At 62.6% G+C, this 12,598-nt stretch carries 15 protein-coding genes; 11 read left to right on the top strand and 4 right to left on the bottom strand.

Annotation, left to right across the window (positions count from 1 at the left end; all coding sequences use genetic code 11):
- Positions 1–7: 7 nt before the first annotated feature.
- Together B7R22_RS14115 and B7R22_RS14110 are read right to left on the bottom strand one after the other, a co-directional pair.
- Positions 8–607 carry a nitroreductase family protein gene (locus tag B7R22_RS14115; protein WP_116412351.1) on the bottom strand — a complete coding sequence of 200 codons (600 nt, stop codon included), beginning with the start codon at positions 605–607 and terminating at the stop codon, positions 8–10.
- Between the two features lie 167 nt (positions 608–774).
- On the bottom strand, positions 775–1,413 hold the full coding sequence (locus tag B7R22_RS14110) for an HD domain-containing protein (RefSeq protein ID WP_116412350.1): 639 nt from the start codon (positions 1,411–1,413) through the stop codon (positions 775–777).
- Positions 1,414–1,532: 119 nt separating this feature from the next.
- Between B7R22_RS14110 and B7R22_RS14105 the strand changes: the two genes are divergently transcribed.
- The 3 genes from B7R22_RS14105 to B7R22_RS14095 all read left to right on the top strand — a co-directional run bounded on the left by B7R22_RS14105 (position 1,533) and on the right by B7R22_RS14095 (position 4,202).
- Positions 1,533–2,516: a GlxA family transcriptional regulator gene (locus tag B7R22_RS14105; RefSeq protein WP_116412349.1), complete on the top strand. Its 984-nt coding sequence runs from the start codon at positions 1,533–1,535 to the stop codon at positions 2,514–2,516.
- Positions 2,517–2,632: 116 nt separating this feature from the next.
- Positions 2,633–3,220, top strand: a complete 588-nt coding sequence (locus B7R22_RS14100) for a TetR/AcrR family transcriptional regulator (protein WP_116412348.1) — start codon at positions 2,633–2,635, stop codon at positions 3,218–3,220.
- Positions 3,221–3,362: 142 nt separating this feature from the next.
- Positions 3,363–4,202 carry an alpha/beta fold hydrolase gene (locus B7R22_RS14095; RefSeq protein WP_116412347.1) on the top strand — a complete coding sequence of 280 codons (840 nt, stop codon included), beginning with the start codon at positions 3,363–3,365 and terminating at the stop codon, positions 4,200–4,202.
- Between the two features lie 10 nt (positions 4,203–4,212).
- Here the strand turns inward: B7R22_RS14095 and B7R22_RS14090 are convergent, their stop codons facing one another.
- On the bottom strand, positions 4,213–4,797 hold the full coding sequence (locus B7R22_RS14090; protein WP_116412346.1) for a TetR family transcriptional regulator: 585 nt from the start codon (positions 4,795–4,797) through the stop codon (positions 4,213–4,215).
- A gap of 99 nt (positions 4,798–4,896) precedes the next feature.
- On the opposite strand from B7R22_RS14090, the gene B7R22_RS14085 reads away from it, so the two are divergent.
- Positions 4,897–5,808 (top strand): alpha/beta fold hydrolase, encoded by a 912-nt coding sequence (locus B7R22_RS14085; RefSeq protein WP_116412345.1) that lies wholly within the window; start codon positions 4,897–4,899, stop codon positions 5,806–5,808.
- Entirely contained in the window at positions 5,805–6,848 is a 1,044-nt protein-coding gene (locus B7R22_RS14080; protein ID WP_116412344.1) for a potassium-tellurite ethidium and proflavin transporter, read from the top strand. Before B7R22_RS14085 ends, B7R22_RS14080 begins: the two co-directional genes overlap by 4 nt.
- Before the next feature lie 7 nt (positions 6,849–6,855).
- Here the strand turns inward: B7R22_RS14080 and B7R22_RS14075 are convergent, their stop codons facing one another.
- Complete coding sequence (locus B7R22_RS14075) at positions 6,856–7,446, bottom strand: TetR/AcrR family transcriptional regulator (protein WP_116412343.1); 591 nt, start codon at positions 7,444–7,446, stop codon at positions 6,856–6,858.
- Positions 7,447–7,531: 85 nt separating this feature from the next.
- Between B7R22_RS14075 and B7R22_RS14070 the strand changes: the two genes are divergently transcribed.
- The 6 genes from B7R22_RS14070 to B7R22_RS14045 all read left to right on the top strand — a co-directional run bounded on the left by B7R22_RS14070 (position 7,532) and on the right by B7R22_RS14045 (position 12,307).
- Positions 7,532–8,287, top strand: coding sequence for an SDR family NAD(P)-dependent oxidoreductase (locus B7R22_RS14070; protein WP_116412342.1), 756 nt, complete (start codon positions 7,532–7,534; stop codon positions 8,285–8,287).
- Positions 8,284–9,060, top strand: a complete 777-nt coding sequence (locus tag B7R22_RS14065; RefSeq protein ID WP_116412341.1) for a DUF998 domain-containing protein — start codon at positions 8,284–8,286, stop codon at positions 9,058–9,060. Before B7R22_RS14070 ends, B7R22_RS14065 begins: the two co-directional genes overlap by 4 nt.
- On the top strand, positions 9,057–10,031 hold the full coding sequence (locus B7R22_RS14060; RefSeq protein WP_116412340.1) for a quinone oxidoreductase family protein: 975 nt from the start codon (positions 9,057–9,059) through the stop codon (positions 10,029–10,031). Before B7R22_RS14065 ends, B7R22_RS14060 begins: the two co-directional genes overlap by 4 nt.
- Positions 10,032–10,408: 377 nt before the next feature.
- Positions 10,409–11,362: an alpha/beta hydrolase gene (locus tag B7R22_RS14055; RefSeq protein ID WP_116412339.1), complete on the top strand. Its 954-nt coding sequence runs from the start codon at positions 10,409–10,411 to the stop codon at positions 11,360–11,362.
- Between the two features lie 38 nt (positions 11,363–11,400).
- The gene (locus B7R22_RS14050; RefSeq protein WP_116412338.1) at positions 11,401–11,832 is read left to right on the top strand and encodes an ester cyclase; all 432 of its coding nucleotides are present in this window, start codon (positions 11,401–11,403) and stop codon (positions 11,830–11,832) included.
- A gap of 13 nt (positions 11,833–11,845) precedes the next feature.
- Positions 11,846–12,307, top strand: coding sequence for a DUF302 domain-containing protein (locus tag B7R22_RS14045; protein WP_116412337.1), 462 nt, complete (start codon positions 11,846–11,848; stop codon positions 12,305–12,307).
- The last annotated feature ends 291 nt before the right edge of the window (positions 12,308–12,598 follow it).

Raw genomic sequence — 12,598 nt, 5'->3', positions numbered from 1 at the left:
CGCGCGGTCAGTCGCGGGTCAGGACGATCTCGTCGAGCGCGAGACGCGTCCGCGGCGCGGTCTCCCGGGCAGCTGCCTGTTCCCCGAGCAGGTGAGCAGCCGCCACCGTTCCTATCGCAGTCACCGTCATCGGAACGAAGTGGGACGGGAGCTCGAACGCGAGGCTCAATTTGTCGGCGTCGATTCCGCCCATCTGGTGGATGTGCAGCCCTTCGGCATGAGCCTGTACGGCGAGGCTCGCCATCGACTGGCCGAGGTCGTACTCGGCATAGCGTTGCGGCTCACCCTCGGCGTTTTCCGAAACCGCGATGCCGACGATGAGAGCGCCGGCGTTGCCAGCCCAGACCTGGTTGAACCCGAGAAGGCTGTCGTGGATCGCCGTGAAAATCTCGCCGCCACGGACGCCTGCGATGAAACGTCGGGATTGACTGTTGCCTGCCGAGGCCGTCCATCTGGCGGCTTCGAGCATTGCGGTCACGCTCGTCTCGGGGATGACGGCGGCAGGGTCGAAGGAGCGGGGGCTCCATCTCTCGTTGAGCAGGTCGACGAGAGGTACGCTGCTTTCGGCGTGACGCGCGGTTGAGGAATTGGCGGTTGCTACGGACATCAGTGTTTCCTTCTCCAAGTAGTTATCAGACCGTGAACACGCACCGCGGAATGGTTATTCCGCACGTATGTACTGCCGGTTCCGCGCTCGACAAAAATCAACTCGATTTGATCACAGCCCGGACGGGCGTGATCGACGGCTGATCGGGGCCGAACAGATTGCTTCTGCTATTCGCTCCAATCGGAATTGTTGATGACGTCGACAAAGCTGGTGTGGTGGAACGTCGGGTCGAAGTGCTCCAGGACGTCCGAGTTGACGGTGCCGAATGTGCTGTCGCTGCGATGGGCGAAACCTTCGTAGAACGCTTCGAGGATGCGCCGTTTGAAGTGCGGCCTGGGGTGCACTGCGGTAATTTCGGCGAGCTCGATGTTGCTGATCTTGTAGAGATGCAGGCCGAGGACATCGGTCTCGACGCCCGCAGTCGTCGCCGCGATCACGGGGGCCATCCTGGTCGGCACCTCCGGCGTCGTGTGCAAGGCAATCGCCGCCCAGACAAGATCGCCGTCGGCGGGGGAGAATCCGTGGGACGCGAGGAACGCGCGGGCCTGGTCGGCGCCGTCGAGCTCGAATCGCTGATCCGCGGTCCTGTAGGGCTCGACCAGGCCGAGGTCGTGGAACATCGCCGCGATGTACAGCAACTCCGGATCGGGGGTCGTGCCGAGCGCGCGAGCTTGGAGGCTGCCAAACAAAAACACGCGTCGTGAGTGGTTGAAGAGGAGTTCGTTCGTCGTCTCGCGGACCAGCTCGGTCGCGTCGATTGCGATCTTACTGTCCGGGATGTCGATACCGGCGATAGTGTCAGTCATGGCAGAAGGATCCTAACTAGGTGGTTGTCTCGTCAAGGTTGCCGCTCGTGAGGCCGTCGGCGCCCCGCTGCAGCGGGCACAAACCCCACGTATCCAGACATTGCCGGAAGGGGTGCGACATGAGTGCAACACCGCACAGGGTGGGTATCCTGGTATTCGACGGCATGAAACTGCTCGACGTCGCCGGGCCCGCAGAGGTATTCGCCGAGGCGAACCTGTCGGGGACGGGATACCAGATCAGCATGATCTCCGTTGATGGTGCCGACGTCCGCACATCCATCGGCCTGCGACTCCCCGTCGACGCAGCCGCGTCAGCACCCGGCCGAATCGACACACTCCTCGTGTCCGGTGGTGAGGTGTTCCCGAAGAAAAGGGTGTCAGAAACTCTCGCCTCGGCGGCGTTCGATCTGTCCGACAGGGCGAACAGAACTGCGTCGATCTGCACCGGCGCTTTCATCCTCGCGGATGCCGGGCTGCTGGACGGGCGGCGGGCTACGACCCATTGGAAGCACACCCATGAGCTTGCTACCCGGTATCCGGCGATACGAGTGGAGCCCGATGCGATCTTCGTCAAGGACCAGTCGACGTACTCCTCCGCCGGCGTCACTGCCGGCATCGACCTGGCCCTGGCTCTTCTAGAAGAAGACAGGGGAGACGTGCTGACGCGGAGCGTCGCTCGGTCTCTGGTTGTCTACATGCAACGGGCCGGAGGACAGTCACAGTTCTCGGCGAACCTCGAGGGTCCCGGACCCCAGACACCCGCGCTCCGACTCGTCGTCGACACGATCAAAGCAGATCCCGGCGCAGAGTACACGGTGCAGCACCTCGCCGACCTCGCCCACCTCAGCTCACGACATCTCACCCGCTTGTTCCACGAGGAGTTGGGGACCAGCCCGAGGAGGTACGTCGACCTCGTCCGCTTCGACGCGGCGAAGGCCCATTTGGATGCCGGACACAGTGTGACGGCAGCCGCGGAGCGCTCGGGGTACGGTACCGCCGAGTCGCTGCGCCGCTCGTTTATCTCGCACCTGTCGATACCTCCGTCTAAATACCGGGGCCGGTTCGCCTCTACGACGTCGGACATCTCGCCGTCCACTCGCTGACCTCTTCTGAGGGCGGGCCTGGTGTGTCGGCCTCTTCTCTCGTATAGTGTTCTAACCAGACGGTTAGAACACGCGTCTGTACACAACGCTGAGTATGAGGAAATAGGTGAGGCACAATGGTTCGAAACGCCGATGCAACACGTCAGAGGTTGATTACGGCCGCGCGATCCGAGTTCGCCGCATACGGCCAGGCCGGCGCCCGCGTTGACCGGATCGCCCGCAATTCCGGATCGAACAAGGCTCAGATCTATCACTACTTCGGCAGCAAGGAAGCGCTCTTCGATGCCGTCTGGGAGGACTTCCTCGTCACGGTGATCGGAGACCTGGAGCTCGACATCGACAATCTCGCGGCATATGCCGTCGGGCTTGCCGCGCTCTACGAGGAGTTCCCGGAGTTTGCCCGGCTCGTCGCGTGGCAACGACTCGAAGGCTCGGACAGTCCGCCTATGGAGATCTCCACTCGAAGCATCCGGCGCCACACAGACGTGATCGGGGCAGGCCAGGACAGCGGGGTGGTAGCCACATCCTTCGAACCGAAGATTGTCTTTTCCCTGATCTGCCACATCGCCTCCCTGTGGTCCGACATGAATCCTGATGTGCGTTCGGTGGTCGAGCCTTCATCTCGCTTGAGAAGACTGGAAATCATCGGGCAAGCCGCGGCCCAGCTTCTGGGCCGGACGTCGCGAGAATCAGTCGTCCAATAACCGGGAATGAAGTTCCTAACCTTTTAGTTGACATTTTTGCGCCCCACTGCGAAACTCCTAACCAGCCAGTTAGCTGAAGCGGATAACCACCGATCGCTGGGCCGGCGCATCCCTGTCAACTGAACAAGAAAGCACCGGTACCATGTCCCAATACTCGACGCCTAATCTCACGCTCCACTCCGCGCAGGGCTTCGCCTACAGCTACCGCCGCTATGGCAAGAAGGGGACAGTCCCAGTTCTGTTTCTGCAGCACTTCCGCGGCAACCTCGACAACTGGGATCCCGCGTTGGTGGACGCCATCGCAGAGGAGCGCGAAGTGATCCTGGTCGACGCCCGTGGCGTTGGTGGGTCCGGCGGCGAGGTGCCGACGACTGTGCGTGATTTCGCATTGGACGCCATCGACTTCGCTGACGCGCTGGGTATCACCGAGCTCGACCTGTTCGGGTTCTCGCACGGCGGGTTCGTGGCCCAAGAGTTCGCCCTCCTCCGGCCGCAACTCGTACGACGTCTCATCCTCGCCGGGACCGGGCCTCAGGGCGGCCGGGAAATGCACGGGTGGAACGAAGAAACGCGTGGACACGCCTACAAAGACGTGCAGGGAGCGGAAGACGTGCTGTACCTGTTCTTCAGCCCGAGCGCACAGAGCCAGGCGAAGGGCGTGGAGTTCGTGGGCCGCATCTACACGCGCCAAGACGGTCGCGATGTGGCGCCGACACTCGCGGTCCGTGACGCCCAGGCAGCCGCCATTGTCGAATGGGGAATTCGCGACTACAGCAAACTGTCACGGCTGGAGAACATCGTTCAACCGACTCTGGTGGCGAACGGTGACGACGACATCCTTGTCCCGACCGTCAACTCTTACCTCCTGGCCGGTCATCTTCCTCATGCGCGGTTGCTCATCTATCCGGATGCCGGACACGGATTTCTTTTCCAGTATCCGGTGGAGTTCGCTCGTGAAGTGAACAGCTTCCTGGCGGAGTGACAGCAGCCGACTAGCCAACTCCGGGCTCGGACGGTGGCGCCAGAATGCTCGCCACCGCCCGAGACACCGTCGACGCCCTTTCGGAGGCCTCCGGCGTGCCTACCACAACACGAACATCAGGGCTCATGTCGCCCCATAACGTCGCCAGGTGCAGGATCATCGCATAAAGAGTTCCCGCCTCGAATCGATCCGTCACGATTCCGTCGGCCTGCGCCTGGGCGATCGCTGCGATATGGGCCTCGATGTTGGAAACCGAAAGCGGCAATGAACGCCCTTCGGAGCGCTCGAGACGTTGCCATGCAATGAGACGAATGAATTCCGGATGGGCTGCGTAAAGATCCGCCAGCCTTGCCGCGTATCCGGGGAGGTCCCTGACATCAATCGTTGTCTCGGACAGAACCTGGGACACAAGATTTTGCCAGACGGCGTCGTAAAGCGCGTCCTTGTTGCCGAAGTAGTGGTAGATCTGCGCCTTGTTCGATCCGGAATTCAGTGCGATCCGGTCCACTCGGGCACCGGCTATTCCGAACGCGGCGAATTCGGTTTGGGCAGCGGAAATGAGGCGTTGACGTGTTGCATTCGCATCACGGATCATGGAACTACCTTACTTTCTAACTTTTTAGTTGACAGAATCATCGACCGGTGGCAGTCTTCTAACCACCCGGTTAGTCCAGTCTTGGAAGGATAACTTAGTATGTCTGTCACGGAAACCCGCCTCGTTCGAGAAAGCGCCCCCAATGTCTACCACCGCTGGACGGAAATAGGCGGCCACAGACTTTTCTATCGTGAAGCCGGAGACATTTCCGCCCCCAGCGTTGTGTTGCTGCACGGGGCACCGGCGAGTTCGCACATGTACCGGACGCTGATCCCCCTGCTCGCGGCGAAGTACCACGTCGTAGCCCCGGACTACCTTGGCTTCGGGAATTCAGACTCGCCCACGGTGACAGATTTCGACTACACCTTCGACTCGATCACGAATCTGACCTCTCGGCTCTTGGACGAGATCGGCGTCACCGAGTTCGCCATGTATGTCCAGGACTACGGAGCTCCGGTCGGGTGGAGACTGGCCCTGGCCCGGCCCGAGGCGGTCACCGCGATAATCAGCCAGAACGGCAACGCCTATGAGGACGGGTTCGGCGCCATTTTCTGGGACGACCTGTGGAAGTATTCCGCCTCGCCCAACGACGAGACCGAGGCGCCGCTGCGTTCAGCGCTGACCGAGGCCAGCATTCGCGATCAATACGTCACAGGTACCAGAGACATCGAACTCGTCAGTCCCGACGCCTGGCAGAACGACTACGCGAACCTGCAGCGGCCGGGGAACCGAGACGTGGCACTGGCCTTATTTCGAAACTACGTCACCAACCGTGTGCTCTATCCCGCCGTGCACGAATACTTCCGCACGACGCAGGTCCCCGCTCTGATCGTCTGGGGCGAAAACGACCCGATCTTCGTCCCTGCCGGTGCGCGAGCGTTCCTGGAGGACCTCCCGGACGCAGAACTGCACCTCGTGGATGCCGGCCACTTCGCCCTCGAAAGCGATCTCGCCCAGATCGCGCCCCTCATTCTCGATTTCCTCGAACGCACTCTGAAGGACACTCCATGAAACCCGGCACTCGAATACCGCTGAACACTCTCGCCGTCGCATTCGGCCTCGCCGGCCTCGCCGGCGTCTGGTCGCTCGCCGTGACAGACCTCGGAGCTCCAGACGGTATCGCGGAGTTCCTCTGGGTCGTCACGGCAATAGCGTGGATTTGGCTGGTCGTTGCTCACGCCCTCCGCGGACGACGCACGACTGACCGGCTCGTCGATCAGCTGCGCCATCCCGCCCAGGGACCGATCGCTGCACTCGTGCCCATCGTCATGATGCTGTTGGGCGCCCACCTGCACTCCTCCCTGCCGGCCGCCGGGTTCTGGGTCGTCGTCGTGGGCTTGGCCGCTACTGTGCTCTTCGCGGGATGGATCGTCGCCCGATGGATCGGCGGAGGGCTCGAACCCGACGCAGTGCACGGCGGCTACTTCCTACCGACAGTCGCGGCCGGCTTCATCGGCGCGACCGCGGCTGCGAAAATCGGCCTTCCGACTGTAGCCCTCGGCGCCTTCGCCATCGCCACACTCTTCTGGGTGGTCGTGTTCGCGTTGCTTCTGGCGCGTCTGGCGCTGCGCCCGTCACTTCCAGCGCCGCTGATGCCGACGCTCGCCATCATCGTCGCCCCTCCTGCAGTCGGCGGCACGGCGTGGCTCACCATCACCGGCGGCCACACCGGCGCGGTCGACTACAGTCTCGCCGCGCTGACCGTACTGATGGTCGTGGTGCAACTGGCCCTCGCGCGCTCCTACCTCGCCTTGCCGTTCACCCTCGGATTCTGGTCGTTCACCTTCCCGTTCGCCGCGGTGTCGGCATACGGCGTGGAATGGCTGGCCCTCGAGCGGCCCGCCGGCTGGCAGGTCGCGGCATGGGTGATCGTGACTCTGATCACCCTCTTCATCATCGGGATCGCCGCGCGCACACTGCGGCTCGTGTTCACCTCGGCGACGATCCTTCCCGATCTGGCCCAAGCCGAAGAGCAGCTGCAAGCCGCGGACGACGAGTCGGAAATCACAGCAACACCGGTTCCCGTCGGCTCACGAGGCCAAGGCGAATGACCAGCATCTACGGCTTCAGTCGCTCCAGCCCGGCATCGAGAGCAGCCTTCAGATTGCGGGTAGACCCCGTTGACAGCATCATCACGATGCCGCCCTGGATGCCTGCAAGCAGGGATGCGGCCGCGTCCGCCGGATCAAGAGCAGTGTCCGCACTGCCGTCCGCTTGCAACGCGGATATGCCACGGGCCAACGCGGCTTCCCATGTGTCGTACATCCGGATCACGATCGCCCGGAACTCAGGCTCGTTGGGATCCAGCTGGCTCATCAGTCCGGCAATCGAACACTTCGACCCCTTGGCCTCGTAAGCGGCAAGGAGGTCTTCCGACCACCTTCTCCACGCGTCCCACGTAGTCAGCTCGTCCAGATCGGGGCGCTGTTCTTCAAGCACCTGCTCGGCCTCGAACTCTGCGACCGCGAGCATCAGCTGCGCCTTGCCTCCGGGAAAGTAGTGAAACAGCTGACTACCGCTGGTGCCGGACGCTGCCCGGATCTGCTCGAGGCCGGCGCTGGCGGTGCCCTGTGTGATGACGACGGACGCCGCCGCCTCGACGATCCGCCCACGTGTTGCTTCGCCTTTACGGGTCAAGGGTCGGTTCATCACACGACCATATCAAGAATGGGTTTGACAATCCATTTCAAACGGTAATAATGGGTTGAAGAACCCAATTTTGAGGAGAATCACCATGGCATGGAATTTCGAAGGCAAGACCGTCTTGGTCACCGGAGGCACGGGAGGCATCGGTCGCGCCGTATCCGAGGCGTTCGGCACAGCCGGGGCGCACGTGTTGATCACAGGTCGCAACGCCGGATACGGCGAAGACCTCGTCGGGCGCCTGCGGATGGACGGCCTGTCTGCCAGCTTCATCCGCGCCGATCTCTCGGGCGGCGGCGCGGCCGTTCGCGATCTGGCATCGAAGGCACTCGAGGCGGCGGGCGGGACTGTCGACATTCTCGTGAACAATGCCGCCGCACTCGTGGCCGGCCAATCGATGCTCGACGCGACGGAAGAGCAGATTGACGATGCTCTGGCCATCAATGTCAAGGTTCCGTTTCTGCTGACAGCGGCACTCGTGCCAGCGATGATCGGCAAGGGCGAAGGCGTAGTGGTGAACATGGGATCGATGAATGGCTCGGTCGGAATGTCCATCGCGGCGCTTTACGGGGCCACAAAAGCGGGCCTGCACTCGCTGACCAAGTCTTGGGCGGCGGAACTGGCGTCGCAGGGCGTACGGGTCAACACTGTGGCGCCCGGCCCGACTCTCACCGAACTCAATGAAGCCGCGTGGCCCATGCAACGCGCCTTCACGGCAGCGTTCCCTGACGGCCGGCCGGGGACAGCGGCGGAAGTCGCCTCGGCCGTGCTCTTCCTGGCAAGCGCCGACGCGGCGCACATCCACGGGGTGACACTCCCCGTCGATGGCGGGGCGACGACACGATGACCAACACGAAACCCTCAGCCCCGGTCGTCCTCGCTATCGGAGTGCAGCGCGCAGGCGCAGTGCTGCTCATCCTCGCCGGCCTCTGGTACTTCCTGTCCGAAGCCATCGCGGCATCGGCGTGGCACAGCCCCACGTACAGCTACATCTACGGATTCATCAGCGACCTCGGGTCGTCTGAAGTCGGGACGCGGTTCCAGGGGCGGCTGGTCGACTCACCACTTCACGACGTGATGAACCAAGCGTTCATCGTTCACGGCGTGCTCTACATCATTGTCGCTGCGATCCTGTTCCGCATCATCCCGGGAAGAGCTCGCTTTACCGTGCTCGCATTCGCGCTCGTGCACAGCGTCGGCATCACGATGGTCGGTCTCTTCCACGAGTCGCCGGCGGCCCTCACGAACGGAGTGATCGTGCTGCACAGCCTCGGCGCAGCCAGCGCGATCATCGGCGGAAACGCCACCGCGATCACCGTGGGCCTGGTCTGGAAACGGCTCCTAGCACCGCGCTGGTTCGGGATCGCCGTAACCACCGTCGGCGTGATCGGAATACTCAGCTTCATCCTCTTGCAGATCATCGGCACACCTCCGGCCATTCCTATCGGCGGCCTCGTCGAGCGTGGGGCGGTGGACACCATCATGATCGCCGAGATGATCGTCGGCGTCGGTCTGCTCATCAGGCTCGGCAGACGCTCGACCCGCGCCAGTCTGCCCGTCGGCCAGCCTCACGGCCGAGTGACGACAGAGAACCGCTCATCACTACGAGGAAAACCATGAACAGTCACGCCGCCATCGTCATCGACAGACCGGGCGGCCCTGACGCGCTGAAACTGCAGTCGGTCCTCACGCGTGCGCCGGGGGAGGGCGAGATCCTCGTCGAAGTTGTGGCAGCCGGTGTCAACTTCATGGATACCGGCACGCGAACCGGGCAGAACGGGCCAGGGCCGTTCCCGGTCATCCCCGGCGTGGAAGGAGCCGGCCGCGTCCTGCAACTCGGGCAGGGCGTCGATTACCTGCACGTCGGACAAAGGATTGCCTGGCGCTTTGCGTGGGGGAGTTACGGCGAGAAGGTCACTATGTCAGCCGCCCAGGCCGTGCCGCTACCAGACAATATCGACTTCGAGACCGCCGCCGCGATTCTGCTGCAGGGGCTCACTGCCCAACACTTCACCAACGGCTTCTATCGTGTGCGCGAGGCAGACACGGTTCTGCTGCACGCCGCAGCCGGCGGGGTCGGCCTTCTCGTCGCACAGTTGGCGAAGAGGCAAGGCGCACGGGTGATCGGGCGCGTATCCGACGAGCGGAAAGTCGCCAGCGCACTCAGCGCCGGAGTGGACGACGTCATCGTCAACTCCGACGGCCACTTCCTCCACAGCGTGATGGAGCTGACAAGCGGCCGGGGCGTAGACGTCGTCTACGACGGTTCGGGAACCACGACGTACGTAGACTCCATCGCTTCGCTCAAGGTGCACGGAGTCATGGCTTACTACGGGCCGGCCGTCGATACTGCCCCGCCTGTTCAGCTCGCATCTCTGCCGAACAGCATCCTGATCGGATATCCCACAGTCGACGACCACGTACGAACGCGCGGCGAACTGCTCAGGCACTCAGCGGAACTGTTCGAGTTGGTCGCCCGCGGCCAGCTGGCGGTCGCTGTCGGGCAGACATATCCATTGCGTGATGCGGCGCAGGCACATCGCGACCTCCATGGACGACTGACGACCGGAAAACTGCTGCTCGTGCCGTAAGGCCCGCTGTTGCTATCTCGGCCAGCGACCCGCTCCAGTCTGGGGCGGAGCACCCGTCGCCGGTACAGCGTAAGAGCGCAAAACGAACGGCAACCCGATAGAAATTCGAGGAGCAATCCTCGGATCATCCACGTACACAAGGAGAAAATCATGACCGAGGATGGAGCCAGCACCGGACCGCCGACTGATGACCCGGCTTGTGATCGTCCACGATCTCTCATACGTCTTCCCGAGCCGGTAAGCATCAGTCCAGCGGGGCGATTCGAGGGTCGAAACCGCTGGCGGAGAATTCAACTAAACGCTTAGTTGACAAGCTGATCCTCGCGGGTGTACTTTCTAGCTAACCAGTTAGCTTCTTCGAAAAGAACGGAATTCCCATGCTCGGTGCAGACTCTCGAATTGCCGCCCCATCGGTGGTTTCGGCCCGGATTATGCAGGCCGCTTTCCCCTTGGCCTTTCGCCTTCAATCCATGTCGCCCGACGTGCAGTTCGCGACCAGGACTGTCGCGCGGCCGTCAGCGATCCAGATCCCCACCCGGCACGGCATCGTGAAGGCGTTTGTCTATACGCCCGCAGCGGAAGCGACGGTGGCCTTCACCTCAGCCGGTGAACGCCCCCCGGTTCACCTCATCCTCCACGGCGGCGCTTTCATCGTCCGACGGCCACTGCAGGAAGACAACGTTGCCCGCTATCTCGCTTCGGAAGTCGGAGCGTACGTCGTCGTCCCCGATTACGACACCGCGCCGAAGGTCATGTTCCCCGTGTCCGAAGAAGAGAGCTACGACATCTTCATGTGGGTGCACGAACATGGGGCCGAGCAGGGATGGGACGGCGACAGGCTCACCGTAGGAGGCCCCAGCTCCGGCGGCAAGATGGCGTTCAGTGTCGTCACACAGGCCATCGACGCCGGCAGCTTCATCCCTCTCGCAGTGTCCTCGGAATACGGAGTGGCTGATCTGTCGAGGTCGAACGAACGTCGGCAGTCGCCCAAGGAACGCCCCGTCGTGCCTCAGCAGATGATGGACCTCGTCAAAAACACCTACTTCGCCGACGCCGACGTGCAGGATCCCCTGGCTTCCCCCGCGTACTACGACCGCTTTGCCGAGTTCCCGCCGACTCTGATCATGACCGGCGAGCTGGACACCCTCAAGCACGAGATGAACGAGATCGCAATCGTGATCGCTCAAGCCGGCGTCCCTGTCACCCACCGCGAGTTCGCGGGCGTTGACCACGGTTTCACCCACTCGAAGCCTGCGGACGTAGCTCGCCAGTCGATCGTCATGATCGGGGATCACCTCCGCGCTGCGTTCGCTAGAACGACCGCCAACTAGTCCGACAACAACGCTCCAAACCAGAAAAGAGAGACACCATGAATGCAGAAGACACCAACGTCGCCGTCGTCAGACGGTTCCTCGACGAGATCGTGAACGGCGGCAAGACCGAGCTCCTCGGCGATCTGTGGGCCGATGATATGACTTGGAACGGAGGGAGCATGGGAACCTTGCACGGCATCGATGAATTCAAAGCGTTCAATGCGGCGAATTCGGGAGGTGCTTGGGAGAACATGCACCTCGCCGTCGAAGAGATCATCGCCCAAGGCGACAAGGTTGTGGTGCGCTTCACCAACAGCGGAAAGAACGTCGGCGCGTTCATGGGCTCACCCGCAACGGGGAAGACGGCGACGTGGCTCGGCATCGCGATCTACACCGTCGTCGACGGCAAGATCACCGAGGGATGGTTTGGCGAGGACATCCTCGGCATGTTCCTTCAGCTCGGCGTAGTAACGCTGCCCACGCCCTGACCGGTTCAGGCACATGCAGACCGATCATCTCGTCACCCGCACAGTCCCGGGAACCGTCGCAGAGGCCGCCGAGCGTCTCATCGGGTCGCTGACCCGTCGCGGCATAGTTGTCTTCGCAATCATCGACCACGCGGCGAACGCGCGATCGGTAGGTTTGGACCTGCAGGACGAGGTGGTCGTGATATTCGGCGACCCACAGGTGGGAACGAGCCTCATGCTGGAGGACCCCGCAGCGGGCATCGATCTGCCGCTGCGGATGGCGCTTTGGGACGACCATGGAACGACCAAGGCGGCATACCGAAACCCCGCCGTCATGGCCGAGCAGTTCAACCTCTCCGGGCACTCTGGCGTTCCGCAGAAACTGGCCGGCCTGCTGGCGCAACTCGCTGAGGAATTGGGGCAACGCCTGTCGTTGAACACCCGCGACAGCAGCCGTTCCGCCGGCGCAGGTCACGACAACCCAGCCCGTTCCTGATCTTCGGGCAGCGTCGCCGTATCTGCCGGTAGGTTGAGGACGCCCTTTGTGTCGACTGGAAGTGCCGGTCATCGGGGCCAGCCCCAATCGGGGTGACCCGACTTTCCGGTCATCTTCGCGGGAGGGCCCCAGGCGAACAGACGCCGCCCAGAAGATGTCTGTTGACGCCGACCGAAAATGGTACCAATGTTGCCGATTGAAAACGGTGCCACGTGGTGTGTTTAGTTTGTCGTAGTGGTGAGGGTTTTGTGTCCTCGGAGCCGGTAGCTGGTGCCTTTGAGGCTGAGGACG

The organism is Subtercola boreus (genome assembly GCF_003399635.1).
Lineage (GTDB): Bacteria > Actinomycetota > Actinomycetes > Actinomycetales > Microbacteriaceae > Subtercola > Subtercola boreus_B.
This window is presented reverse-complemented; position numbering and strand designations above follow the sequence as displayed.

Coding starts and splice junctions, on each gene's coding strand:
- B7R22_RS14115 (WP_116412351.1), bottom strand. CDS start 607: ATGTCCGTAGCAACCGCCAATTCCTCAACCGCGCGTCACGCCGAAAGC.
- B7R22_RS14110 (WP_116412350.1), bottom strand. CDS start 1,413: ATGACTGACACTATCGCCGGTATCGACATCCCGGACAGTAAGATCGCA.
- B7R22_RS14105 (WP_116412349.1), top strand. CDS start 1,533: ATGAGTGCAACACCGCACAGGGTGGGTATCCTGGTATTCGACGGCATG.
- B7R22_RS14100 (WP_116412348.1), top strand. CDS start 2,633: ATGGTTCGAAACGCCGATGCAACACGTCAGAGGTTGATTACGGCCGCG.
- B7R22_RS14095 (WP_116412347.1), top strand. CDS start 3,363: ATGTCCCAATACTCGACGCCTAATCTCACGCTCCACTCCGCGCAGGGC.
- B7R22_RS14090 (WP_116412346.1), bottom strand. CDS start 4,797: ATGATCCGTGATGCGAATGCAACACGTCAACGCCTCATTTCCGCTGCC.
- B7R22_RS14085 (WP_116412345.1), top strand. CDS start 4,897: ATGTCTGTCACGGAAACCCGCCTCGTTCGAGAAAGCGCCCCCAATGTC.
- B7R22_RS14080 (WP_116412344.1), top strand. CDS start 5,805: ATGAAACCCGGCACTCGAATACCGCTGAACACTCTCGCCGTCGCATTC.
- B7R22_RS14075 (WP_116412343.1), bottom strand. CDS start 7,446: ATGAACCGACCCTTGACCCGTAAAGGCGAAGCAACACGTGGGCGGATC.
- B7R22_RS14070 (WP_116412342.1), top strand. CDS start 7,532: ATGGCATGGAATTTCGAAGGCAAGACCGTCTTGGTCACCGGAGGCACG.
- B7R22_RS14065 (WP_116412341.1), top strand. CDS start 8,284: ATGACCAACACGAAACCCTCAGCCCCGGTCGTCCTCGCTATCGGAGTG.
- B7R22_RS14060 (WP_116412340.1), top strand. CDS start 9,057: ATGAACAGTCACGCCGCCATCGTCATCGACAGACCGGGCGGCCCTGAC.
- B7R22_RS14055 (WP_116412339.1), top strand. CDS start 10,409: ATGCTCGGTGCAGACTCTCGAATTGCCGCCCCATCGGTGGTTTCGGCC.
- B7R22_RS14050 (WP_116412338.1), top strand. CDS start 11,401: ATGAATGCAGAAGACACCAACGTCGCCGTCGTCAGACGGTTCCTCGAC.
- B7R22_RS14045 (WP_116412337.1), top strand. CDS start 11,846: ATGCAGACCGATCATCTCGTCACCCGCACAGTCCCGGGAACCGTCGCA.